General features: G+C 70.1%; 22 protein-coding genes. 6 read left to right on the top strand and 16 right to left on the bottom strand.

Features of this window, described 5'->3' with window-relative positions; translation table 11 throughout:
* The first annotated feature begins 135 nt into the window (after positions 1-135).
* Positions 136-843, top strand: coding sequence for a TerB family tellurite resistance protein (locus ACIGWZ_RS06005; RefSeq protein WP_400062008.1), 708 nt, complete (start codon positions 136-138; stop codon positions 841-843).
* A 261-nt stretch (positions 844-1,104) separates the two neighbouring features.
* Here ACIGWZ_RS06005 and ACIGWZ_RS06000 read toward each other — a convergent pair whose 3' ends face one another.
* The 8 genes from ACIGWZ_RS06000 to ACIGWZ_RS05965 form a co-directional block, all read right to left on the bottom strand.
* Positions 1,105-2,382 (bottom strand): cytochrome P450, encoded by a 1,278-nt coding sequence (locus ACIGWZ_RS06000; RefSeq protein WP_400061277.1) that lies wholly within the window; start codon positions 2,380-2,382, stop codon positions 1,105-1,107.
* Complete coding sequence (locus tag ACIGWZ_RS05995; protein WP_400061275.1) at positions 2,307-3,725, bottom strand: cytochrome P450; 1,419 nt, start codon at positions 3,723-3,725, stop codon at positions 2,307-2,309. The genes ACIGWZ_RS06000 and ACIGWZ_RS05995 overlap by 76 nt, the downstream gene beginning before the upstream one ends.
* Positions 3,726-3,822: 97 nt before the next feature.
* Positions 3,823-4,395: a GTP-binding protein gene (locus tag ACIGWZ_RS05990; RefSeq protein WP_400061273.1), complete on the bottom strand. Its 573-nt coding sequence runs from the start codon at positions 4,393-4,395 to the stop codon at positions 3,823-3,825.
* 10 nt (positions 4,396-4,405) lie between these two features.
* The gene (locus ACIGWZ_RS05985) at positions 4,406-4,765 is read right to left on the bottom strand and encodes a DUF742 domain-containing protein (RefSeq protein WP_400061272.1); all 360 of its coding nucleotides are present in this window, start codon (positions 4,763-4,765) and stop codon (positions 4,406-4,408) included.
* The gene (locus ACIGWZ_RS05980; protein ID WP_400061270.1) at positions 4,762-5,196 is read right to left on the bottom strand and encodes a roadblock/LC7 domain-containing protein; all 435 of its coding nucleotides are present in this window, start codon (positions 5,194-5,196) and stop codon (positions 4,762-4,764) included. The genes ACIGWZ_RS05985 and ACIGWZ_RS05980 overlap by 4 nt, the downstream gene beginning before the upstream one ends.
* A complete protein-coding gene (locus ACIGWZ_RS05975) occupies positions 5,193-6,713 on the bottom strand; it encodes an ATP-binding protein (RefSeq protein ID WP_400061268.1) in 1,521 nt (506 codons plus the stop codon). Before ACIGWZ_RS05975 ends, ACIGWZ_RS05980 begins: the two co-directional genes overlap by 4 nt.
* Positions 6,714-6,934: 221 nt before the next feature.
* Positions 6,935-7,225, bottom strand: coding sequence for a DUF397 domain-containing protein (locus tag ACIGWZ_RS05970; RefSeq protein ID WP_400061266.1), 291 nt, complete (start codon positions 7,223-7,225; stop codon positions 6,935-6,937).
* The gene (locus tag ACIGWZ_RS05965; protein ID WP_400061264.1) at positions 7,207-8,052 is read right to left on the bottom strand and encodes a helix-turn-helix domain-containing protein; all 846 of its coding nucleotides are present in this window, start codon (positions 8,050-8,052) and stop codon (positions 7,207-7,209) included. The genes ACIGWZ_RS05970 and ACIGWZ_RS05965 overlap by 19 nt, the downstream gene beginning before the upstream one ends.
* A 114-nt stretch (positions 8,053-8,166) precedes the next feature.
* Here ACIGWZ_RS05965 and recO point away from each other — a divergent pair, with 114 nt between their 5' ends.
* Both recO and ACIGWZ_RS05955 read left to right on the top strand, forming a co-directional pair.
* On the top strand, positions 8,167-8,913 hold the full coding sequence (gene recO, locus ACIGWZ_RS05960) for a DNA repair protein RecO (RefSeq protein WP_400061262.1): 747 nt from the start codon (positions 8,167-8,169) through the stop codon (positions 8,911-8,913).
* A 102-nt stretch (positions 8,914-9,015) separates the two neighbouring features.
* Positions 9,016-9,834 (top strand): isoprenyl transferase, encoded by an 819-nt coding sequence (locus tag ACIGWZ_RS05955; protein ID WP_400061260.1) that lies wholly within the window; start codon positions 9,016-9,018, stop codon positions 9,832-9,834.
* Positions 9,835-9,882: 48 nt separating this feature from the next.
* On the opposite strand, the gene ACIGWZ_RS05950 is transcribed toward ACIGWZ_RS05955, so the two are convergent.
* The 5 genes from ACIGWZ_RS05950 to ACIGWZ_RS05930 form a co-directional block, all read right to left on the bottom strand.
* Positions 9,883-10,458: a hypothetical protein gene (locus tag ACIGWZ_RS05950; RefSeq protein WP_400061258.1), complete on the bottom strand. Its 576-nt coding sequence runs from the start codon at positions 10,456-10,458 to the stop codon at positions 9,883-9,885.
* 287 nt (positions 10,459-10,745) lie between these two features.
* Positions 10,746-11,174 carry a Fur family transcriptional regulator gene (locus tag ACIGWZ_RS05945; protein WP_400061256.1) on the bottom strand — a complete coding sequence of 143 codons (429 nt, stop codon included), beginning with the start codon at positions 11,172-11,174 and terminating at the stop codon, positions 10,746-10,748.
* Positions 11,175-11,349: 175 nt separating this feature from the next.
* Positions 11,350-12,246: a metal ABC transporter permease gene (locus tag ACIGWZ_RS05940; RefSeq protein WP_400061254.1), complete on the bottom strand. Its 897-nt coding sequence runs from the start codon at positions 12,244-12,246 to the stop codon at positions 11,350-11,352.
* Positions 12,246-13,025, bottom strand: coding sequence for a metal ABC transporter ATP-binding protein (locus tag ACIGWZ_RS05935; RefSeq protein WP_400061252.1), 780 nt, complete (start codon positions 13,023-13,025; stop codon positions 12,246-12,248). The genes ACIGWZ_RS05940 and ACIGWZ_RS05935 overlap by 1 nt, the downstream gene beginning before the upstream one ends.
* Positions 13,026-13,036: 11 nt before the next feature.
* Entirely contained in the window at positions 13,037-14,002 is a 966-nt protein-coding gene (locus ACIGWZ_RS05930) for a metal ABC transporter substrate-binding protein (RefSeq protein ID WP_400061250.1), read from the bottom strand.
* 210 nt (positions 14,003-14,212) lie between these two features.
* On the opposite strand from ACIGWZ_RS05930, the gene ACIGWZ_RS05925 reads away from it, so the two are divergent.
* Positions 14,213-15,595, top strand: coding sequence for a glycine--tRNA ligase (locus tag ACIGWZ_RS05925; protein WP_400061248.1), 1,383 nt, complete (start codon positions 14,213-14,215; stop codon positions 15,593-15,595).
* Positions 15,596-15,893: 298 nt separating this feature from the next.
* On the opposite strand, the gene ACIGWZ_RS05920 is transcribed toward ACIGWZ_RS05925, so the two are convergent.
* Positions 15,894-16,331 carry a hypothetical protein gene (locus ACIGWZ_RS05920; RefSeq protein WP_400061246.1) on the bottom strand — a complete coding sequence of 146 codons (438 nt, stop codon included), beginning with the start codon at positions 16,329-16,331 and terminating at the stop codon, positions 15,894-15,896.
* 176 nt (positions 16,332-16,507) lie between these two features.
* Between ACIGWZ_RS05920 and ACIGWZ_RS05915 the strand changes: the two genes are divergently transcribed.
* Both ACIGWZ_RS05915 and ACIGWZ_RS05910 read left to right on the top strand, forming a co-directional pair.
* The gene (locus ACIGWZ_RS05915) at positions 16,508-17,734 is read left to right on the top strand and encodes a sensor histidine kinase (protein ID WP_400061244.1); all 1,227 of its coding nucleotides are present in this window, start codon (positions 16,508-16,510) and stop codon (positions 17,732-17,734) included.
* A gap of 8 nt (positions 17,735-17,742) precedes the next feature.
* Positions 17,743-18,381 carry a response regulator gene (locus tag ACIGWZ_RS05910; RefSeq protein WP_400062006.1) on the top strand — a complete coding sequence of 213 codons (639 nt, stop codon included), beginning with the start codon at positions 17,743-17,745 and terminating at the stop codon, positions 18,379-18,381.
* A gap of 158 nt (positions 18,382-18,539) precedes the next feature.
* Here the strand turns inward: ACIGWZ_RS05910 and ACIGWZ_RS05905 are convergent, their stop codons facing one another.
* Both ACIGWZ_RS05905 and ACIGWZ_RS05900 read right to left on the bottom strand, forming a co-directional pair.
* Entirely contained in the window at positions 18,540-19,898 is a 1,359-nt protein-coding gene (locus ACIGWZ_RS05905) for a hypothetical protein (RefSeq protein ID WP_400061242.1), read from the bottom strand.
* Positions 19,899-20,074: 176 nt separating this feature from the next.
* A complete protein-coding gene (locus ACIGWZ_RS05900; RefSeq protein ID WP_400061240.1) occupies positions 20,075-20,656 on the bottom strand; it encodes a TetR family transcriptional regulator in 582 nt (193 codons plus the stop codon).
* Positions 20,657-20,860 lie beyond the last annotated feature (204 nt).

Here is a 20,860-nt window from a genome sequence, read left to right as displayed (position 1 = left end):
GGTGCGCCACCGGGTATCGGCCCCCTGTCATCCGGCCAGTTGCCCTGTACAAGGTACTGACGGCGCATCAATGATGTGGCTAACATCACGTCCCATGACGGCAACGGGGCCGCAGGGTGACGGAGGGCTGACGTGATGCACAAGATGTGTGTGATGGGCGTGCGCACGTCCTGGCGTACCGTCGCCGACGGGGAATTCTTCTGCCCGGACTGCGGCGGGGACCGTAACTATCTCCGCCGGGCGGGCCGCCGTCGGCTCACCGTCCTCGGCGTGCCCCTCCTCTCGCGCGGCGCCGCGGGCCCGGTCCTGGAATGTTCCGCCTGTCACGGGCACTTCGGCCTGGACGCCCTCGACCACCCCACCACCGTCCGGCTCTCCGCGATGCTCCGGGACGCCGTCCACACCATGACGCTGGCCCTTCTCGCGGCCGGTGGCACGTCCTCCCGCGCGGTCCGCGAGAGCGCCGTCGCCACGGTCCGGGCGTCCGGTTTCGCCGACTGCTCCGAGGACCAGCTGCTGACCCTCCTTGCCGCGCTCGCCGCCGACACCGGCCGGCTGACCGGCACCTACGACGCGGTGACCGGCGGCGACTGCGGCCACCACGGCCTCGACCCGTGCGGCACCGCGCTGGCCATAGAGCTCCACGAGTCCCTGGAGCCGCTGGCGCCCCATCTCGCCCCGGCCGGCCGCGAATCCCTCCTTCTCCAGGGCGCCCGGATCGCCCTCGCCGACGGCTCCTACACCCCCGCCGAACGCGAAGTCCTGGCGACCGTCGGCGCCGCGCTGATGCTCTGCCCGGCCGATGTCAACCGGCTGCTGGCGGCGGCGCGGACGCCGTCCTGACGGCGGGATTCCACCCTCCGGAACTTTTTGGCGCCTGGGGCGGATCGGCCTGCCGCGAGCTGCCGACGGTTGCGACGGTCCCGGCTGCTCCCGGCTGCTCCCAGCTGCTCCTGGCGGTCCCGACGTCCTCCGCGGCCTCGGAGGGCACGGGGACCCGCGCGAAAGCGGCCGGCCGCTCGATGCAACCGAGCGGCCGGCCGTGGTGTTTCAGATATGCGAAACGAACTACGGGGGTGGTGACGATGGACTACGCGATACGCATCAGGCCGACGCCGGCACCGACGCCGCCGCGTCGACCCCGGTCTCGGACCCGGGCTCGGACGTGAGCCTGACGGGAAGGGTCCGGTAGCCGCCGGAGATGAATCCCTCGATCGGCACCAACTGCTCCGTCGGGACGGCCAGTTGCAGGTCGGGGAAGCGCTCGAAGACGGCCGGCAGGGCGATGCGGGCTTCCATGCGGGCGAGCGGGGCGCCCAGGCAGTGATGGACGCCGTAGCCGAAGGCGAGGTGTTCCTGGCCGGGGCGCTGGATGTCGAAGTCGGCGGCCGTGGTGCTGTGCTGCTCGGGGTCGCGGCCGGCGGCCACGTACGACGGCATGATCGCCTCGCCCTTGCGGATGGTGGGGCCGCCCGGGATCTCGATGTCCTCGACCGCGAAGCGCAGCGGGAGATTGGCGATGCTGGGGTCCCAGCGGAGGGTCTCCTCGATGACGTCGTTCCAGGAGGCCTTGCCGCTGCGGACAAGTTCGAGCTGCTCGGGGTGCGTGAGCAGGGCGTGCACCGCGTTGCCGATCAGGTCCACGGTCGTCTCGTGACCGGCGACGATGACCAGGAGGAGGGTGTCGACCAGCTCCGTCTCGGTCATCCGCTCGCCGTCGTCGTCCCGCGCGCTGACGAGCAGGCTGGTCAGGTCGTCGTCGGGGGTCTCCCGCTTGAGGGCGACCAGGTTGCTGAGCAGCGTATGGACTTCGATGGCCGTCTGACCGGCCTGTTCGGGGGTGAGAGTGGGGTCCATGATCGCATCGGAGAGCCGGGACAGCTCGGCGCGCATGTCGCCGTCCGGCACGCCGAACAACTCGCAGATGACCTGCATGGGGAGGCGGTGAGAGAAGGTCGCGCGGAGGTCGACGACCTCTCCGGCCGGGACGGCGGTGAGCTCGTCCAGCAGCGCGGCGGTGATCCGCTCGACGCGCGGGAGCATCGCGTCGGTGCGGCGCGCGGTGAACGCCGGGGCGATCAGCTTGCGCAGCCGGCGGTGGTCCGCGCCGTATGCGGTGAACATATTGGTGACGCCGACCCAGGTCTGCAGCCAGCTGTCGTGGTACTCGCCGCGCTGCCAGGCGGGCCAGTGCTGGCGCGGGTCCTTGGAGACCCGGGGGTCGGTCAGCAGGTCCTTGAGGAGGGAGTGACTGGTGATGGCCCAGGCCTGGACGCCGGCGGGTATCTCTATGAGGACCGCGGAGCCTAGCTCGCGGAGGCGGGCTGCCTCTCCGTGGATATCGGCTCCGGTCGGGTCGATGACGACGGGCTGCTGTCCCATGGGGTAGCTCCTGCCTGATCGGGGGTGATGGGGGTGAAACGGGCCGGAAGGGCTGCGAGTGCACGGTGGAAGGCGCCGGGACGCCACTCCAACTTGTCGGGTGTCACCGCGAGTTCGATGTCGGAGAGCCACGCGGTGAGCCGCTCGATCGCCGTGGTGGCGATCACGAGTGCATGCCGCTGGACGGGGCAGGCGTGCGGTCCCGACGCCCATGCCAGGTGCGAGCCGCCGCCCGTACGCGTCTGATCGAGCGTCGTCGTACCGAACTGGCCGTTGGCGGCGGCGTAGGAGACCAGTACCAACTGGCCCTGGCGTACCCAGGTGCCGTGGAAGAACACATCGCGGCGGGGGTAGTGCGCCGAGTAGTTGGTCATCGGCGGGTCGTTCCACAGCACCTCGTTGATGGCGTCCTGCGCGGTGAGGGCGCCGCCGGAGAGGGTGTTGTAGTAACGGTCGTCGGACAGCATCCGCGAGAGCGCGTTGCCGATGAGGTTGGTCAGCGGTTCGTTGCCCGCCGCCATCGTCAGAACGATCTGCGGGATCACTTCCTCGTCGGACAGCCCGTTGGGGTGGTCCATGAACCAGGAGGTGAGGTCCGGCCCGCGCTGGGCCTTCTTCGCCGCGATCAGTTCCATGATGTAGGAGGTGAACGCGGCGTCCGCAGTGGCGGCCGACTCGGGATCGGCGGCCTCCATCAGCCCGCCGATCGCCGAGATCAGACGGTCGTTGTAGGAGTCCGGCATCCCGAAGAGGTCGTTGAACATCATCAGCGGCAGCCGCCGGGCGTACTCGCCGATGAGATCGACCTCACCGTTGGCCCCGAACGCCTGGATGAGGGTGTCCGCCGCGTGCCGGACCTTGGCGCGCAGGATGTGCGGTTCGACCAGCTCGAAGCTCTCGGAGATGACCTGCCGGTAGCGCCGGTGCGTCTCGCCGTCGTTGAACAGGGCGTTGGGCCGGTAGCCCAGCATCGGGATGACCTGGGAGTCGGCCGGGACGGACTTCTGCCAGTCCCGGGAGTCCTTGGACCAGGTGGCGGTGTCGTTCAGCAGGTCCAGCGCGGCCCGGTAGTCGATGACCAGCATGGCCGTCACATCGGGGGCGATCTCGACGGGCGCCAGCGCGCCGTACTGGCGCAGATAGTCGTAGAACCGGTTCGGTTCGGCGGCGAACTCCGGCCCGTACAGCTTGAGGGGGGCGTAGGGATCGGGCCGGCCGAGCGGGTGGTGGGCGGGCTGCTGCCAGCCGCTGGTGTCGATGCCGCCGCCGGTGTCGACGCCGCCGTGGGCGTGCGCCGGGCAGCCGGGCGGGGGAGTGGCACCGGGGGGGTGCGGGGATGTCACGAATTCTCCTGGGACGACGGGGGTGTCAGGGGCATGCCAGTGCCGCGCTCAGGGCCGTCACGGGGGCGTGAACGCGCCGGCCGGTTGTCCTGCGCCCCTACTGGTTTTCCTGGGGCGTGTGCGCCAGCACATGCGAGACCAGCGCGATCAACGCGTCGACGGACTGGCCACGGTCCCGGGCGTCGCACAGCACCAGCGGCGTGTCCGGGTGCAGATCGAGGGCCTCCCGGAGCTTGTCGACGTCGTAGTGCGGCGCGTCGGGGAAGGCGTTGACCGCGACCGCGTAGCGCAGCCCGGCCTCCTCGATGATGTCCATCACCTCGAAGGAGTCCGCCAGCCGGCGGGTGTCCGCGAGGACGAGGGCGCCCAGCGCGCCGCGCGCGATGTCCGCCCACAGCGGCCGGAAACGCTTCTGCCCCGGGGTGCCGAAGAGATACAGCACCAGGTCTCCGGGCAGCGTCAGCCGCCCGAAGTCGATCGCGACGGTGGTGGTGGTCTTGTCCCGGACGCCGGCGAGATCGTCGACGACCGCGCCGGTCTGCGTCATGACCTCTTCGGTGTGCAGCGGCGGGGTTTCGGACAGCGTACGGATGAGCGTGGTCTTGCCGACTCCGAAAGGCCCCGCGACCAGGAGCTTGACGAGTGTCTGGTCGGCGCCGGAAAGGTACATGCCGCCGGTGCTAGGACTTGAGAGAGCGGAGTCCATCGAGAACCCTCTCCAGGATCTGCCGGTCGAATTGCTCGGCTTCGGGAATGGGGACACGGGCGAACAGCCGCCCGGCATCGACGAGATCGGCCACCAGCACCTTCACCACGCTGACGGGCAGCTGAAGGTGGGCGGCGACCTCCGCCAGAGACAAGGCCCCCGGCTGCAACAGTTCCAGGATGCGCCGCTCTTCGGGGCGGACCTCACTGGTGACCGGCATCCCCGCGCTGTGCAGCAGGGAGAGCCGGTCCAGGGTGTTGCGGCTGGGGCGGGCGCGGCCGCCGGTGGCCAGATAGGCCGGTACGAGGCGCCTGTTGCTCTGGCGGGGGGTCATGCGGAGTTGCCCAGATCTCGCGCCGGGCTGCTCATGACCTTGGCGCCCAGGGTCGACACCTGGATCTGCATATGGTGCGCGACGACGCCCATGTTCACATCGGGCGCCGCGAAGACGGCCAGGCAGGTGTTCTCGCCGGCGGGTATCGCGAAGACCCAGCCCTCCTCGGATTCGATCACCGTCTGCCGCAGCTTGGCGTCCTGCTGCTCGGCGAAGGCCGCGGTCACCGCGCGTCCGGCGCCCTGGAGCGCGGACATCATGGCCGCCACGCCCTCGGCGGCGTCCCGCTGGAGACCGGGCGAGGAGCCCTCGATGAATCCGTCACCGGAAATAACGGCTGCGTGGATAACATGCGGCAGCTCCAGGAGAGGCGCCAGCACCCAGGACTTGTCCTCGATGTTGCGGCGGCGAGCGGGGGCGGGGGTGTTCATGACTGGGGGTTCCCTTCGGTACTGCGAGGGGGCTGTGACTGTTGTGCTGCGGCCCGCCCGGATTCGGTGCCCTGCTGGAGTGCGGCCCAGCGGGAAGCGGTCTCTTCCGGGGTGCGCGCGGACTGCGGTTCGCTGCGCAGGGCGTTCTGGTCGTGCTCGGACACCGGATTACGGCGGCGGCGACGCGGAAGCTCGGGCTCGTCCCCCGCGAGGGGCCCGGCGGCGGGCGCGGCTGCAGGCGCGGGAGCGGGAGCGGGCGCGGGCGCGGGAGCGGGAGCGGCGAAAGAACTGGTGTCGTACAGATCCGCCGGGTTGGGCGCCGGAGGGGAGGCGGGCGAGGCGGCGGGAGCCGGGGACTGGTGCGCGGCGCGACCCGGGTTGCGGGTCGGCAGGGTGCCCCGGTCCTGTGCGCCGGATCGGTGCGGAACAGGAGCCATTACGGACATGGGCTGCTGGCTCTCGTCGAGGATGGTGAGCAGGGGGTCGCCCGGGATGTAGACGATCGCGCGCACCCCGCCGTACGGGGACGCCTCGATGTGCACCCGGTAGCCGTACTGCCGGACCAGCTGGCCCGCCGCCGCGAACCCGGTGCGTGGCGGGTCGCCGAGCTGGGTGAGCATCAGGTCGCCGTCACCGGACAGCAGCGTCGCGGCGTGCTTGAGCTCCTCCTCGTGCATCCCGACGCCGTAGTCGTCGATGATGACCGAGGCACCGCGGTTGCCCTGCTGGAGGGTGACGTTGACGGGCAGTTCCTGGTGCGAGTGGTGCAGCGCGTTGGCCAGCAGCTCGGTGACGGTGATCGCGATCGGCTCGACCGCTCGGGCGACGACGGCGATCGGGTCGCGCAGCTGGTTGGTGACCTGTACGCGCTCGTAGCCGCGCAGCCGGGAGGTGGCGCCGACGACGAGCTCGGCGAGGTAGGAGTCCTCACGGGTCAGCCCCGGCCAGGCGGCACAGACCACACCCGTCGCCTGAATACGCCGCAGCGCCTGCTCGTTGAGGAAGTCCGCCGCCAGGAGATCCTGCGCGACGTTCGGGTCGTCGTAGCGGTGCTGCATCCCCTGCAGCTGGGTCTGGAGCTGGTAGAGCAGCGCCTGGATGGTGGTGGTCGCGCCCCGCAGCGTGGACTGCGCCGCGGCGTCGACGCGTTCCCGCTCCTTGGCGACCGCCTCGGCGATCTGCTCCAGCACGTTGTTCAGTGCCTGGTCGGTCTCCGACCCGGCGAACCGGGAGTCCAGCAGCCCCCGTACGGGCACGTGCGGATGCGCCAGTGCCAGGGTCAGATCGGGGAGGCGGGCCCCCGCCAGATGCCGGATCTCGGCCTCGGTCGCCCGCAGCCGGGCCGTCAGCTCCGTATTGGCGTGCAGTGAGGCGGAGTTCTGCTCCTCAGCGGTGCTGAGGCGCTGTCTCAAGGCGGCGCTTTGCATCCTCGCGCGGATCACAAAGGCCGCGAGCACCAAGGCGGCGGCCGTTCCAGCGCTGAGGCACCACAACAGCGCCTCGGGTATGGATGTCATCGGGATCCTCGGGTGGGGGAATGTGGTGACCGGCACACAGCGGTGTGTTGCCGATCATCACGCGATGCTACCGGGGACATGACGTCCTGTGAGGCCCCCGGTAAGGCCTGCGTGAGAAATGCAGAAGGTCGCATTCCGCCCTTTGTGCGGCAGAGGGTTACGTGTTGCGGCCCCGCGGTCGTGGGGACGACGGCGGGGCCGAGACGTTTATTGATGCGGTATTAACTTGCCGGTGATGGAGCGGTCTTGATGCTGTTCACGAACGTGGACCAGCTTGCGGCCGATATGACCAGGACCGGGCCGTGGGGGTCCTTGCTGTCGCGGACGGGGACGACGCCGGGGCGGTCGTCGCGGACCTCCAGGCAGTCGCCGCCGTTGTGGTCGCTGTAGCTGCTCTTGCGCCAGTGGGCGGCGCCGGGGAAGTCGTGGGCGACTTCGATGCAGTCGCCGCCGTGCCCGTCGCTGTAACTGCTCTTGCGCCACTGAGCGCTGCTCAAGTTGTACTCGCGCATCGTCTGTATTCCTCAGCCGCCGATTCGATCAGGGAGAGGGACGCCTCCGGAGACAGGGCGACGGCCCTCAGCAGATCGTAGTCCTTCTGTACGCGCTTCACCGTGGCCGGTTCGTCCAGCAAATTGCCCGAATACGCGCCTTCCGTATAGACCGTTGGCGGGGCGTCCTCGAATTCCATGAGCTTCAGCATCCGGCCGATAAAGGGGACCGGCCCCGCCGCGAAGGGGAGGATCTGCATCAGGGTCCTGCGGTCGCGGATGAGCCGGGCGATGTGGTCCAACTGCTCGGCCATGGTGACCGGACCGCCCACGGGTACACGCAGCACGGCTTCGTGCAGGATCGGCCTGTAGTCGAGCCGTGGGGTGTTGTCGAGGATGCAGGCCCGCGCTATCCGGGACGACGCCTTCCCCTCGATGTACTCGTCCTCCGCGAGTGGATTGCCCGCGATCGTCAGGGCCCGCGCGTACGCCTTTGTCTGCAACAGCCCAGGCACCGTCATCGACTCGAAGTCGCAGATCTTCGTGGCGAGCTTCTCCAGCTCCGCGGCCTTCGCGAAATACGCCGCGAACGGTGACTTCTCCAGCAGCTTCCGGCACAGCCGCTCAAAGAATCCGTCGGTCTCCAGTGTGACGTCGAGCTGGGCCGCCAATTCCGGCGACGGCTTGCGCCACCCTGCCTCGAATGCGCCGATGTAGGCGGCGGAGACGAACACCCGCCTCCCGAGCTCCTCCTGGGTCAAGCCGGCCGACAACCGGCGATCTCTGAGTTCCGAGGCCAGGAACTCCCACCCGGCCTCCTGCGTCTCGCGAGGTCGGCGATTGGGCATGGGCGCCACCTTCCTTTCCGGAAGGAGGCTAGTGCCGCTACGTCACCGAGAGGATACGAACAGTGAAATCTCTCCGGTGCCCACGCCCGCTCGCCCATACGCGAGAATGTCTCCATGAGTCTGTTCCGCGACGACGGCATCGTGCTGCGCACCCAGAAGCTCGGTGAGGCGGACCGGATCATCACGCTGCTGACCCGGGGCAACGGGCGGGTGCGGGCCGTGGCCCGCGGTGTGCGGCGGACGAAGTCGAAGTTCGGGGCGCGGCTGGAGCCGTTCTCGCACGTCGATGTGCAGTTCTTCGCGCGGGGCGGCGAGCTGATCGGGCGCGGGCTGCCGCTGTGCACGCAGAGCGAGACGATCGCGGCGTACGGCGGCGGGATCGTGCAGGACTACGCCCGCTATACGGCCGGAACGGCCATGCTGGAGACGGCCGAGCGGTTCACCGACCACGAGGGCGAGCCGGCCGTCCAGCAGTACCTGCTGCTGGTCGGCGCGCTGCGCACGCTCTCCCGCGGCGAGCACGCGCCGCACCTCGTGCTGGACGCCTTCCTGCTGCGCTCGCTCGCCGTGAACGGTTATGCGCCAAGTTTCGACAGCTGCGCGCGGTGCGGAATGCCCGGTCCCAACCGGTTCTTCTCGGTCGCGTCGGGCGGTGTGATCTGCGGGGACTGCCGGGTGCCGGGGAGCGTCGTACCCTCCTCGGAGGCCATCGTCCTCCTGGGCGCGCTGCTGACCGGTGACTGGGAGACGGCTGATGCGTGTGAGGCGCGCCATGTCCGGGAGGGCAGCGGGCTGGTCGCGGCGTATTTGCAGTGGCACCTGGAGCGGGGCCTGCGCTCTCTCCGGTACGTAGAGAAGTAGCGAACGACCTCGAAGAACGACCCTCGGAACGGGCCGGTTCCCAAGAAGGATCGGCCCGCAATACAGATACGTACGTCAAGGCACATAGGAGTTGTGGGGCGCATGGCACGACGCGGGATTCTGGGGCGTAACCGGCGCGAGTACGAGACGCCCGAGCCGCACCCGTCCGGTGCGCGTCCGCCGAAGATTCCCGGCGAACTCGTCCCGAACCACGTGGCGGTCGTGATGGACGGCAACGGCCGCTGGGCCAAGGAGCGCGGGCTGCCGCGCACCGAGGGCCACAAGGTCGGCGAGGCCGTCGTCCTGGACGTCCTCAAGGGCTGCATCGAAATGGGCGTGAAGAACCTTTCGCTCTACGCCTTCTCCACGGAGAACTGGAAGCGGTCGCCCGACGAGGTCAAGTTCCTGATGAACTTCAACCGGGACGTCATCCGCCGGCGCCGTGACGAAATGGATGCGCTCGGTATCCGTATCCGCTGGGTCGGGCGGATGCCGAAGCTGTGGAAGTCCGTGGTGCAGGAGCTCCAGATCGCCCAGGAGCAGACCAAGAACAATGACGCGATGACGCTGTATTTCTGCGTGAATTACGGCGGTCGCGCGGAGATCGCGGATGCCGCGGCGGCCATCGCCGCGGACGTACGGGCCGGAAAGCTGGACCCGTCGAAGGTGAACGAGAAGACCGTCGCGAAGTACATGTACTACCCGGACATGCCGGACGTGGATCTTTTCGTGCGGCCGTCGGGCGAGCAGCGGACGTCGAATTACCTGATCTGGCAGAGCGCCTACGCCGAGATGGTCTTCCAGGACATTCTGTGGCCGGACTTCGACCGCCGGAACCTGTGGGAGGCGTGCCTGGAGTACGCGAAGCGGGACCGCCGGTTCGGTGGCGCGCAGTTGGCGGCGGGCGAGTCCGCGACGTGAGACGGGGCGGCCCGGCTTCCCGCTGTACGGGGGGCCGGGCCGCGGGCGTCAGGAGTGCCAGAGCTCGCTGAGGTGCGTGACGTCACCGGAGCCGTTCACGGTGATCTCGTAGAGGTCGCCCGAGCAGGCCAGCGGCTGCTCGACGGTCTCGTGCCGCAGGCAGGCGGTGAGGTGCGCGGTCAGCTGGGCGAGGGTCGCCGTACGGTGGTCGACCGCGCCGGTGCTCAGCTCGGCCGTGGCGCCGGAGGCGAGCCGCAGCCGGGCAGCCTTCCCCGTCCCCGCATATCCTCCGCCGTTGGGGTCGCAGGCGAACTTCGCCTCCCTGGCGGGCACGGTGCCGCCGGCCGGTGCGCCCGTGAGCTGCACCATCCGGTGGCCCTTGGCCAGTGTGCGGGGCGTGCAGTCGGAGGACGGCTCAGGGTCGGCCGACAGGTCCTTCGAGGGCGAGGCCGAGGGGCTCGGTGAGGACGTCGGCGTGCCGGACGGTGCGGGCGCCGGGGACGAGGCGGACGGTGCGGTGGCCTCCGGGGAGGCCGACGCGGGCGCGTCCTCGCCCTTGCAGGAGGTGAGCGTGGTCAGCGTCGCAGCGAGGACGGCTGCGGCGAGCAGGCGGCGGGTGAACATGTCGGCGTTCTCTCTCGTTCATGGCGCCGCCGCGGGTACGCCGGCTGCGCCGTTGCGGGCCGGAGGCCGACGGGGGACAGAACTCCCCGAGAACGAGCATGCGTACCCCCGTGGTGCGCGAAGATCCGCGCCGATGCCTCGGCGAAGGTTAACACCGGCGTGTACCTGACAGATCTGTCAACGGAAACGACCACACGGGAAACGACCACCGGGGAAACGACCACCGGGGAAACGCACACGGAGCGGGCCGCCTTCCGAAGAAGGCGGCCCGCTCCGTATGCGTGGTGCTACTTCTGCTCCGCAGCCCGCTCCGCGCAGTCTCCGCACGTCCCGAAGATCTCGATGGTGTGCGCGACATCGCGGAAACCGTGCTCCGCGGCGATCTGGTCGGCCCACTTCTCGACCGCCGGGCCCTCGACCTCGACGGCCTTGCCGCAGGCGCGGCACACCAGGTGGTGATGGTGATCGTCGGTGCTGCACCGGCGGTAGACGGCCTCGCCTTCGCTGGTGCGCAGTACATCGACCTCGCCGGCGTCGGCGAGCGACTGGAGCGTTCGGTAGACGGTGGTCAACCCGACCGAATCGCCCCGGTGCTTGAGCATGTCATGGAGTTCCTGCGCGCTGCGGAACTCGTCGACCTCGTCGAGTGCGGCCGACACCGCGGTCCGCTGCCGCGTCGACCGGCCGCGTACCGGAGATCCCGCGCTCGTCGCCACCGTTGCCTCCTAGGACGTCAGGACTGTCAGGAATTCCCCTGCCACGTGCGTCGGCCATTGTGCCAGGTGATGACCGGAACCCTGGGGGAACGCTTACACCTTCGGCTGACTGCGTTGTCTTCGTCGTCTCCGCCGTCTCGGTGTCCGTGGATCCGCGTGCCCGTGGATCCGTCCGTCACACGCTGACGTCGTCTGCGGCGGGGGTGCGGCTGCCAGGTACCTCCAGGGTGCACCCCTTGCCCGTACTCGCGGCAGTCCTGGCGCGTTTTTTCGCCAGCGGCGCGGCGAGGGCGGTGAAGAGCACGAAGAGGCCGATCGCGAAGAGGACGATGGTCGCGCCGGACGGGACGTCCACGTAGTACGAGGTGGCGGTGCCGGTGAGGGTGACCGTGACGCCGATCCCGAGGGCGGCCGCGAAGGTCACCGCGAAGCTGCGGCTGAGCTGCTGGGCGGCCGCGACGGGGATCACCATCAGGGCGCTGACCAGCAGCAGGCCGACGACCCGCATGGCGACGGTGACGGTGACCGCGGCGGTGACGGCGACCAGGAGGTTCAGCAGCCGTACGGGCAGGCCGGTCACCCGGGCGAATTCCTCGTCCTGGCAGACCGCGAACAGCTGACGGCGCAGCCCGACGGTGATCGCCAGCACCAGGGCCGCCAGGACGCAGATCGTGACCATGTCCTGCGGCGAGACCGTGGTGATCGAGCCGAAGAGATAGGTGCTGAGGTTGGCGTTGGAGCCCGCGTCGGAGAGGTTCATCAGCATCACGCCGCCGGCCATACCGCCGTAGAACAGCATGGCCAGCGCGAGGTCGCCGCGGGTCTTGCCGTACCAGCGGATCAGCTCCATGACGACCGAGCCGACGACGGCGACCGCCGTGGCGACCCAGACGGGGCTGGTGTTGAGGAGGAAGCCGAGGCCGACGCCGGTGAGGGCGACATGGCCGATGCCGTCGCCCATCAGGGCCTGGCGGCGCTGGACGAGGTAGATGCCGATCGCGGGGGCGGTGACGCCGACGATCAGGGCGGCGAGCAGGGCCCGCTGCATGAAGGCGTAGTCGAGGATTTCCATCAGGTCAGCAGTCCCGTCCGGATCGGTTCCGCGGCCGCGTCGGCGTGCGGGTGGACGTGGTCGTGGCCGGGCAGGGCGTGCTGGCCCACGGCCTCGGGCGGCGGGCCGTCGTGGACGACGCAGCCGTCGCGCAGCACCACCGCGCGGTCGATCAGCGGCTCCAGCGGTCCCAGCTCGTGCAGGACGAGCAGGACGGTGGTGCCGCGGGCGACCTGTTCGCGCAGCGCGCTCGCGAGCACCTCCTGGCTGGCCAGGTCGACGCCGGCCATCGGCTCGTCCATGATCAGCAGTTCCGGTTCGCCCGCCAGGGCGCGGGCTATCAGCACCCGCTGGTGCTGGCCGCCGGAGAGCGCGTTGACGGAGTCCTTGGCGCGGTCCGCCATGCCCACCAGCTCCAGGGCGCGGTGGACGGCGGCCCGGTCGGCCTTGCGCAGGATGCCCAGCTTCGTACGGGCCAGCCGGCCGGCCGTGACGACCTCGCGGACGGTGGCGGGGACGCCGCTGGAGGCGGTGGTGCGCTGGGGCACGTAGCCGATGCGGGCCCAGTCCCGGAAGCGCCGGAACTCCGTGCCGAAGAGGGACAGCTCGCCGCCGGTGAGCGGGACCTGGCCGATGACGGAGCGCACGGCGGTCGACTTGCCGGAGCCGTTGGCCCCGAGCAGGGCGACGACCTCGCCGGAGCGGACGGTCAGGTCGACACCGCGCAGCACCGGGCGGGCGCCCAGCGAGGCGGTGGCGGCGCGCAGATCGATGACCTGTGGGGGGTGCGACTCGTTCATGGTGACCTCCGTCATTTGCTGCCGAGCGCCTTCTGGAGGGCGGCGAGATTGGCCCGCTGCACGCCGAAGTAGTCCTTGCCGCGCGACGTGTCCGTGATCCCCTCGAGCGGGTCGAGGACGTCGGTCTTCAGATGCAGATCGCCGGCCAGCGCCTTGGCCGTGGCCGGGTTGGCGATCGTCTCGAAGAAGACCGTGGAGACGTGGTGCTCGGCGGCGAGGGTGTGCAGGTCCTTGATGCGGTTGGCGCTGGGCTCGGACTCGGGGTCGATGCCGCTGATGGCCTCTTCGGTGAGCCCGTAGCGCTCGGCGAGGTAGCCGAAGGCCGCGTGGGTGGTGATGAAGGTGTCGGACGCCTTGTTCTTCAGGCCGTCGCGGAAGTCCGTGTCCAGCCGGTTCAGCTTCGTCACCAGCGCGTCGGTGTTCTTCCGGTAGTCGGCCTTGTGGGCCGGGTCGGCCTTGGCCAGGGTCTTGCCCACGCCCTTGGCGACCTCGGCGAACTTCACCGGGTCGAGCCAGATGTGCGGGTCGTTCGCGCCCTCTTCGCCGGAGTGGCCGGAGTGGTTGTCGCCCGTGGTGTGGTGGTGGCCGTCGACCTCGTTGCCGTGTGCTTCGAGGCGGGTGAGGGAGGCCGCGTCGGCGACGTTCTCGACGCCGGACTGCTCGACCGCTGCGTCCACGGCGGGCTGCAGGCCCTTGAGGTAGACGATCGCGCCGGACTCGCCGAGCTGGGCGGTCTGCTTCGGCTTGAGCTCCAGGTCGTGCGGCTCGACACCCGGCTTGGTGAGGTTGGACACCTCGACGTGCTTGCCGCCTATCTGCTCGGCGAGGAACTGCAGGGGGTAGAAGGACGCCGTCACCCGCAGCCTGCCGTCCGCGGTGCGGGCGCCACTCGAGGTGGAGCAGGCGGAGAGGGCCAGCAGGCCGAGCACCGAGACCCCGGCGACCGCTGCGGTGGATATCTGACGGCGTACGTTCATGACAGTCATTTTCAACAAAACTGGAAACGATTGTCAACAAGGCCGGGGTCGGTGTGAGCGGCCCGACAACGGGCCGGAACCGATTTGATCCAGGGGGTACGGCCGCCGGTACCCTGAACTATTCGCCCGCCCGTCTCCTGACCACCACCCCACACGGAGGCGCAGGGCGCTGCCCTATTCATCGTTCGTCGTCGTAATGAAGAGAGCACCGTGGCCGCCGACAAGATCGATACCATCGTCAGCCTGAGCAAGCGCCGTGGCTTCGTATACCCCTGCAGTGAGATCTACGGCGGCTCCAGGGCTGCCTGGGATTACGGTCCGCTCGGCGTCGAGCTCAAGGAAAACATCAAGCGCCAGTGGTGGCGCGCCATGGTCACCTCGCGCGAGGACGTCGTCGGCATCGACTCGTCGGTGATCCTGGCCCCCGAGGTGTGGCAGGCGTCCGGCCACGTCGCCACCTTCACCGACCCGCTCACCGAGTGCACCTCCTGCCACAAGCGCTTCCGCGCCGACCACCTGGAGGAGGCGTACGAGGCCAAGCACGGCAAGCTCCCCGAGAACGGCCTCGCCGACATCAACTGCCCGCACTGCGGCAACAAGGGCGGCTTCACCGAGCCCAAGCAGTTCTCCGGCCTGCTCTCCACCCACCTCGGCCCCTCGCAGGACACCGCCTCGGTCGCCTACCTGCGCCCCGAGACCGCCCAGGGCATCTTCACCAACTTCGCCCAGGTGCAGCAGACCTCCCGCAAGAAGCCGCCGTTCGGCATCGCCCAGATGGGCAAGTCGTTCCGTAACGAGATCACGCCGGGCAACTTCATCTTCCGCACCCGCGAGTTCGAGCAGATGGAGATGGAGTTCTTCGTCAAGCCGGGCGAGGACGAGCAGTGGCAGGAGTACTGGATGGAGCAGCGGTGGAACTGGTACCGCGACCTCGGCATCCGCGAGGAGAACATCCGCTGGTACGAGCACCCCGCCGAGAAGCTCTCGCACTACTCCAAGCGCACCGCTGACATCGAGTACCGCTTCAACTTCGGCGGCACCGAGTTCTCGGAGCTGGAGGGTGTGGCCAACCGGACGGACTTCGACCTCTCGGCGCACTCCAAGGCCTCCGGCCAGGACCTGTCGTACTTCGACCAGGAGGCCGGCGAGCGCTGGACTCCGTACGTCATCGAGCCGGCCGCCGGTGTGAACCGCGCGATGCTCGCCTTCATGCTCGACGCGTACATCGAGGACGAGGCCCCCAACGCCAAGGGCAAGATGGAGAAGCGCACGGTCATGCGCCTCGACCCGCGCCTGGCGCCGGTCAAGGTCGCGGTCCTGCCGCTGTCCCGTAACCCGCAGCTCTCCCCGAAGGCCAAGGGGCTCGCCGCCGACCTGCGCAAGAACTGGAACATCGAGTTCGACGACGCGGGCGCCATCGGCCGCCGCTACCGCCGCCAGGACGAGATCGGCACGCCGTTCTGCGTCACGGTCGACTTCGACACCCTCGACGACAACGCCGTCACGGTGCGCGAGCGCGACACGATGAAGCAGGAGCGGGTGAGCCTGGACCAGATCCAGTCCTACCTGGGCGGCCGACTGCTCGGCTGCTGACGCCGCACCATCGGCTCGGCTGCTGACGCCGTATCAACGGCTGCGCTGCTGACGCCGTACAACGCTGACAACGGTGGTGCCGGATCCCGTACGGGGCCCGGCACCACCGTTGTCTGTTTGTGCGGGAAGTGGGAATACCCCCTCGGCCCCGCCGCGTTGTGGCCCGCAGGGGGCCCTCGCCACCCCTACGGGTTCTGTTCGGGCGTGCCCTAGGTGACCTCGCCCCCCGGGCAGGTGCCCTGGCCGCCCCGGTCGGGTGCCTCGGACGCCCCCGGTCAAGCGCCTAGGACGCCTCGGGTCAGGCGCCCTGCGCGGCCCGGGCCGGGCGCGCCGCCAGTGTTGCGCACAGGGCCGCCAGGGGAAGCTCCGCCGCCAACGCCATGGCTGTCGCGGCGGCCAGTTCCGCGCCGGGGGCGGCGGTGGCCAGGTCGATGCAGGCGTCGGCCAGGAGGAGGACGGCCGCGGCGGCCGCGGGGGCGCGGTGGCGGGGGTCGGAGCGCAGGAGGCGGGTGCCGGCGGTCAGCAGACAGGCGGCTTCCAGGGCGTCCAGGGCCACCCAGGCCGCCGCCTCGGCGGGCGGGAGGGTGCCGGCGAGGTAGCCGAGCCAGGGGAGGAGGACGAGGCCGGCGCCGGCGAGGATCCGGCCCTGCCAACGGCGGGCGGGGCTGAGCCGTACCGCCGCGCGAGTGGTGCAACTGCCGTGGGAAACGGGGGAGTTGAGGGCGGTGAGGGCCATGGCGGAGGTCTCTTTCGGTGTCACGAACCCGGCCGTCGGGCTCGTGATCAACACTCCAGGTTGCGGCGGCCACAGTCGGTAACGAGGCTTTCCGACTTGGGGTGGCACTAGTTGCACCCCCGGTACGGCAACAGGCTTCATGGCAGGTCGCGGCGCCCCGCACGTACGGTTGGATCATGAAAATCCCGCCCCGGCCGCGGCGCGCGCTCACCCGCCTGACCCGCGATACGTACTTCCTCGCTCTGGGGGTGCCGCTGCACCTCCTCACGGGGTTCCTGCTGTTCATGATCTTCGGTCTTGTGTGGGAGATCGCCGTGGGGCGGGACACCAGCGTGCCGGTGGTCCTGGGCCTCGCGCTGATGCTGACGGTGTTCTCCGTTCCGGCGCTGACCGTCGCCGAACGCTGGCGCTTCCGGCGGCTGCTCGGGATCGACATCGCCCGTGCGGGGTGGCGGCGGCCGCAGCGGCAGTTCGGATACCACTGCCTGGTCGGGGCGCTGTTCGGAAGCCTCGAGGTGCTGCTGCTGTCCCTGCTGCTGACGGGTCTGGCCGCCGCCACGGTGTACGGATGGATATGGGGGGTTCCCTGGGAGTGGCGGGCCGACAACCCCGGCTACGCGACCCGGGCCTTCTACGTCACCCTCGCCGGCCTCGCCGCGCTCGCCGCGGTACCCGCCCTCGCCGGGGCCCTGGTACGCCTCGAGACGCACCTCGGCCCCGGCCTGCTGGGGCCCGACCCGAGCGAGGACCTGGAACGACGGGTGGTCGACCTCACCGAGAGCCGCGCCGGGGCGGTGGACGCCGCCGACGCCGAGCGCCGCCGTATCGAGCGGGATCTGCACGACGGCGCCCAGCAGCGGCTGGTCTCGCTCGCCCTGAACCTCGGGCTGGCCAAGGCCACGCTCACCGATCTGCCTCCGGAGGCGCGGGAGGTGATCGATGCGGCGCACCGCGAGGCGAAGGACGCGATCGAGGAGCTGAACAATCTCGTCCGCGGCCTCCACCCCGCCGTCCTGGACGAGCTGGGGCTGGACGCCGCGCTGTCGGGGCTGGCGGCCCGCGCCCCGCTGCCCGTACGCCTGCGCGTCGACATACCGGCGGACCTCCCTCAACGCACCTCGCCCGCCATCGAGGCCGTCGCCTACTTCGTCGTCTCCGAGGCGCTGACCAACATCGCCAAGCACGCACGGGAGGCGACCCGGGCCGATGTGACGGTCACCCGGCTCGGCGGGATACTTCGGGTGGTGATCGCCGACGACGGTGTGGGCGGCGCCGATACGTCCAAGGGGACCGGTCTGAAGGGGCTCGCCCAGCGGGTCCGGTCGGTGGACGGAACTTTCCGGATGAGCAGCCCTGTGGGGGGCCCGACCATGATGAGCGTGGAGCTGCCGTGCCCGATGTGAGACGTGCTGTGATCGCCGAGGATTCCGTCCTGCTGCGGATCGGGCTGGTCAAAGTGCTGGAAATGGCCGGCTTCGAGGTGGCCGCCGAGGCGGGGGAGGCGCAGGGGCTGCTGGCGGCGGTCGAGGAACACCGGCCGGACATCGCGGTCGTCGACGTCCGTATGCCGCCCGGCTTCACGGACGAGGGAGTGCGCGCCGCCCTGGCGATCCGCCAGCAGTGGCCGTCCACCGCCGTGCTGCTGCTGTCCCAGTACGTCGAGGAGCGCTACGCGGCCGACCTGCTCGCGACGAACACCAGCGGCGTGGGCTATCTGCTCAAGCAACGGGTCGCGGACGTCGAGGAGTTCATCGAGGCGCTGCGGCGGGTGGCGGACGGCGGTACGGCCCTGGACCCGCAGGTCGTCGCCCAGCTCCTGGTACGGCGGTCCAGCGACCCCCTCGAACGCCTCACCGGCCGCGAACGCGACGTCCTGGCCCTGATGGCCGAGGGCCGGTCGAATGCGGGCATCGCCGCCCAACTGGTGGTGAGCGAGAGCGCGGTGGCCAAGCACATCAACAGCATCCTGGCGAAGCTGGATCTGCCGAAGGCGGATGCGGATCACCGGCGGGTGCTGGCCGTGCTGCGGTTCCTGGGGGTCGGGGGATAGGGGGTGGGTGCGTGCACCGGTCGGCCCGAGCCGGTGTGAACCGCGCGTGGAGCGGCTGCGGGCCGCGTCTCCGGGCCGTCCCCGCGGGTCGTCCCTGCGGGCCGTCCCCGCGGGTCGGCCGCCCACGCCGCGGCGGCGCGGGCGGCCGGCGACCGTGGTCAGCGGCGCGGATAGACGAGGATGGGTTCGCCGCCGCTCGTGTGCGTGCCGAAGACCGCTACATCCGCGCCGATCAGATCCGGTACGAGCGTCCCTTCCGGCAGTGCGGACGCCTTCCCCGTGGCCAGATCCACCGAGGCCGGTGCATTGGTGGTTCCGCTGATGCCGACCTCCTTGGCGTTGCCGTACGCCGTGCCGTCCTTGTCGACCGCGAGCACCTCGATCTCGTTCCGGGCGCTGCTCGCCGTGAAGCACTGGCCGCGCTTCGCCTGAACGTCGAAGACGGTGGGACCGGCGATCACGTAGCGGCCGTCGGTCGACACGGTGGGTTCCAACTGGTCGTCGTTCCCGGACCCTGTGCATGCGACCGAGGCCATCACCTTGCCGGTACGGCCGTCGTGCACCGCCCAGACCGTTACGTTGGTCATCGCCTTCTTGGTCGGCCAGGCCGCCACCGCTTGCCCGCCCGGTGTGCCGTAGACCGTGACATCGGCCGAGCCCTGGCTCGCGGTCGCTCCGGCCGGTACGGCATCACCGCTGAACCAGCCGCCGGCCGCCCAGAAGGCCCGGAAGCCCCGGACCAGGGGGCCGGTCGGCGTCTGCCCGACGATCCGGGCGCCGCTCTCGCAGGATCCGATGAGGTTGGGGCACGGCCGGGGGGCCTTGAAGACCGGGCTCTTCTCGTCGTACGTGGTCACCTTGCCCGACACCACATCCACCACGGCCGTGGAAGCGTTCAGCGACACCAAGGCCTGGCCGCCGTCCCGCTGGACGGTGTACCCATGGGAGGCCAGGTCGGGGAACGTGGTCTCCTTGACCGGTGCCACCTGCTTGCCGGTGGCGGCCGTGTCGTAGGTGGCGAGACGGGTCACACCGGCGGCCTTGTTGACGGAGTCCCCGCCCTCGCTGCCGGTGGCGGCGAGCACGGCGTACTCCTTGCCGCCCTTGTGCGTCACGAACACCTTGACGTCGGTGGTGGTACTGGCGTCGGGGGACGTGGGCCGGGGCATCGGCTTGCTGCTCCAGCGGATCGCTCCGGTCCTGGCGTCGTGAGCGACGATGCGCGAGCTCTTGCCGTCGGCGGCGTTCGACCGGAGGAGCACCAGCCCCGCGTCGGGCGCGATGACGGGGCCGGCCAGCTCCTCGCCGCCGCTCCCCTCCTTGACCGACCATCCCTTGGTGTTGTCGAAGGCCGCGGGTATCCGCTTCTTCGGCGCGGTGGCGGCGGGCGTGCTCTGCTGTTGCTTCGGCTTCTTGTCCGTGCCGTCCGTGCCGTCCGATGAACTGCCGCACGCCGTCAGCGAGAGGGCGGCAAGCGCGGTGACCGTTCCGGCCGCCGCTCTCAACAATGGCTTCATCTCTGTCCCCCGCATGGTCCGTTGTGGCTCAGGCGAACCGAGTATGACCGATCCTCAGCACGAACCGACCGGGTACGGATGCCGATCGCGCGAAGATCACAGCGCTCGGCTCGGCTCGGCTCGGCTAGGCGTGGCTCGGCGTGGCACGTGCGCAGGGCGGGTGCGGGCGGCCGGTCCTACGCCTGCAGCCCCCGCAGGATCAGTTCCCGTACGGCCTCGAAGTCGGCCTCGATCTCCGGGCGGGACCACTCGGGGGCGTAACAGGGGTCGTGGAAGCGGCCGGTGGCGGAGAAGACGGCGCGGGCGGCGGTGGCGGGGGAGGGGGTGTGGAAGGTGCCCTGGGAGACGCCGGCTTCGATGATGGTGGTGAGCTGGGATTCGAGGTCGGTGACATGGCGGTCGACCGCGCCGCCGCTCTCGCCGATCAATGTCATGTAGGTGGCGAAGAGTTCGGGATCGTCGCCGGCCTTGTGGCGCTTGGCCTCGAAGAGGGCGGCGAGCCAGCGGCGCAGGAGGTCGTCGGCCGGGCCCTGGTCCGTGACGATCGCCGAGAGCTCCTGGCTCGTACGGTCCAGCCAGCGCTCGGTGACCGCCTCCCGCAGCGCCGCCTTGGTGCGGAAGTGGCGGTAGACGCTGCCATGGCTCACCCCCAGGGCGCGCGCGACGTCCACGACCGTGGCCTTGGCCGGGCCGTAGCGGCGCAGCACCTCCTCGGTGGCTTCGAGGATGCGCTCGGGGGTCAGTGTCTCGGGGGCCATGGGACGAGCCGGCCTTTCGGGAGAGCGGGCGAGGACGACGGGCGGGGACGCCTGGCAGACGCGCGGTGGGCGCACGCACCGGGTACGTCCGCGCCGGATGCCTGCACACCGGATGCCTGCACACCGAGTGCCTGTGCGCTGGGTGCCTGCGTACCGGGTATGTGCCCGCCAGGTACTACGGACCGTACCTGGCGGCCGCGCCCG

The sequence above is a fragment of the Streptomyces sp. NPDC053427 genome (assembly GCF_044544985.1).
Taxonomy (GTDB): domain Bacteria; phylum Actinomycetota; class Actinomycetes; order Streptomycetales; family Streptomycetaceae; genus Streptomyces.
Note: the sequence above shows the minus strand (reverse complement) of the source record. Positions and strands in the feature narration are given on the sequence as shown.

Excerpts from the sequence above, each read along its gene's own strand:
- ACIGWZ_RS05985 (WP_400061272.1), bottom strand. The coding sequence starts at position 4,765 with ATGACCCCCCGCCAGAGCAACAGGCGCCTCGTACCGGCCTATCTGGCC.
- ACIGWZ_RS05935 (WP_400061252.1), bottom strand. The coding sequence starts at position 13,025 with ATGAACGAGTCGCACCCCCCACAGGTCATCGATCTGCGCGCCGCCACC.
- ACIGWZ_RS05975 (WP_400061268.1), bottom strand. The coding sequence starts at position 6,713 with ATGACATCCATACCCGAGGCGCTGTTGTGGTGCCTCAGCGCTGGAACG.
- ACIGWZ_RS05980 (WP_400061270.1), bottom strand. The coding sequence starts at position 5,196 with ATGAACACCCCCGCCCCCGCTCGCCGCCGCAACATCGAGGACAAGTCC.
- ACIGWZ_RS05915 (WP_400061244.1), top strand. The coding sequence starts at position 16,508 with ATGAAAATCCCGCCCCGGCCGCGGCGCGCGCTCACCCGCCTGACCCGC.
- ACIGWZ_RS05940 (WP_400061254.1), bottom strand. The coding sequence starts at position 12,246 with ATGGAAATCCTCGACTACGCCTTCATGCAGCGGGCCCTGCTCGCCGCC.
- ACIGWZ_RS05970 (WP_400061266.1), bottom strand. The coding sequence starts at position 7,225 with ATGCGCGAGTACAACTTGAGCAGCGCTCAGTGGCGCAAGAGCAGTTAC.
- recO (WP_400061262.1), top strand. The coding sequence starts at position 8,167 with ATGAGTCTGTTCCGCGACGACGGCATCGTGCTGCGCACCCAGAAGCTC.
- ACIGWZ_RS05955 (WP_400061260.1), top strand. The coding sequence starts at position 9,016 with ATGGCACGACGCGGGATTCTGGGGCGTAACCGGCGCGAGTACGAGACG.
- ACIGWZ_RS05920 (WP_400061246.1), bottom strand. The coding sequence starts at position 16,331 with ATGGCCCTCACCGCCCTCAACTCCCCCGTTTCCCACGGCAGTTGCACC.
- ACIGWZ_RS05950 (WP_400061258.1), bottom strand. The coding sequence starts at position 10,458 with ATGTTCACCCGCCGCCTGCTCGCCGCAGCCGTCCTCGCTGCGACGCTG.
- ACIGWZ_RS05930 (WP_400061250.1), bottom strand. The coding sequence starts at position 14,002 with ATGAACGTACGCCGTCAGATATCCACCGCAGCGGTCGCCGGGGTCTCG.
- ACIGWZ_RS05965 (WP_400061264.1), bottom strand. The coding sequence starts at position 8,052 with ATGCCCAATCGCCGACCTCGCGAGACGCAGGAGGCCGGGTGGGAGTTC.
- ACIGWZ_RS05900 (WP_400061240.1), bottom strand. The coding sequence starts at position 20,656 with ATGGCCCCCGAGACACTGACCCCCGAGCGCATCCTCGAAGCCACCGAG.
- ACIGWZ_RS06005 (WP_400062008.1), top strand. The coding sequence starts at position 136 with ATGCACAAGATGTGTGTGATGGGCGTGCGCACGTCCTGGCGTACCGTC.
- ACIGWZ_RS05905 (WP_400061242.1), bottom strand. The coding sequence starts at position 19,898 with ATGAAGCCATTGTTGAGAGCGGCGGCCGGAACGGTCACCGCGCTTGCC.
- ACIGWZ_RS05990 (WP_400061273.1), bottom strand. The coding sequence starts at position 4,395 with ATGTACCTTTCCGGCGCCGACCAGACACTCGTCAAGCTCCTGGTCGCG.
- ACIGWZ_RS06000 (WP_400061277.1), bottom strand. The coding sequence starts at position 2,382 with ATGGGACAGCAGCCCGTCGTCATCGACCCGACCGGAGCCGATATCCAC.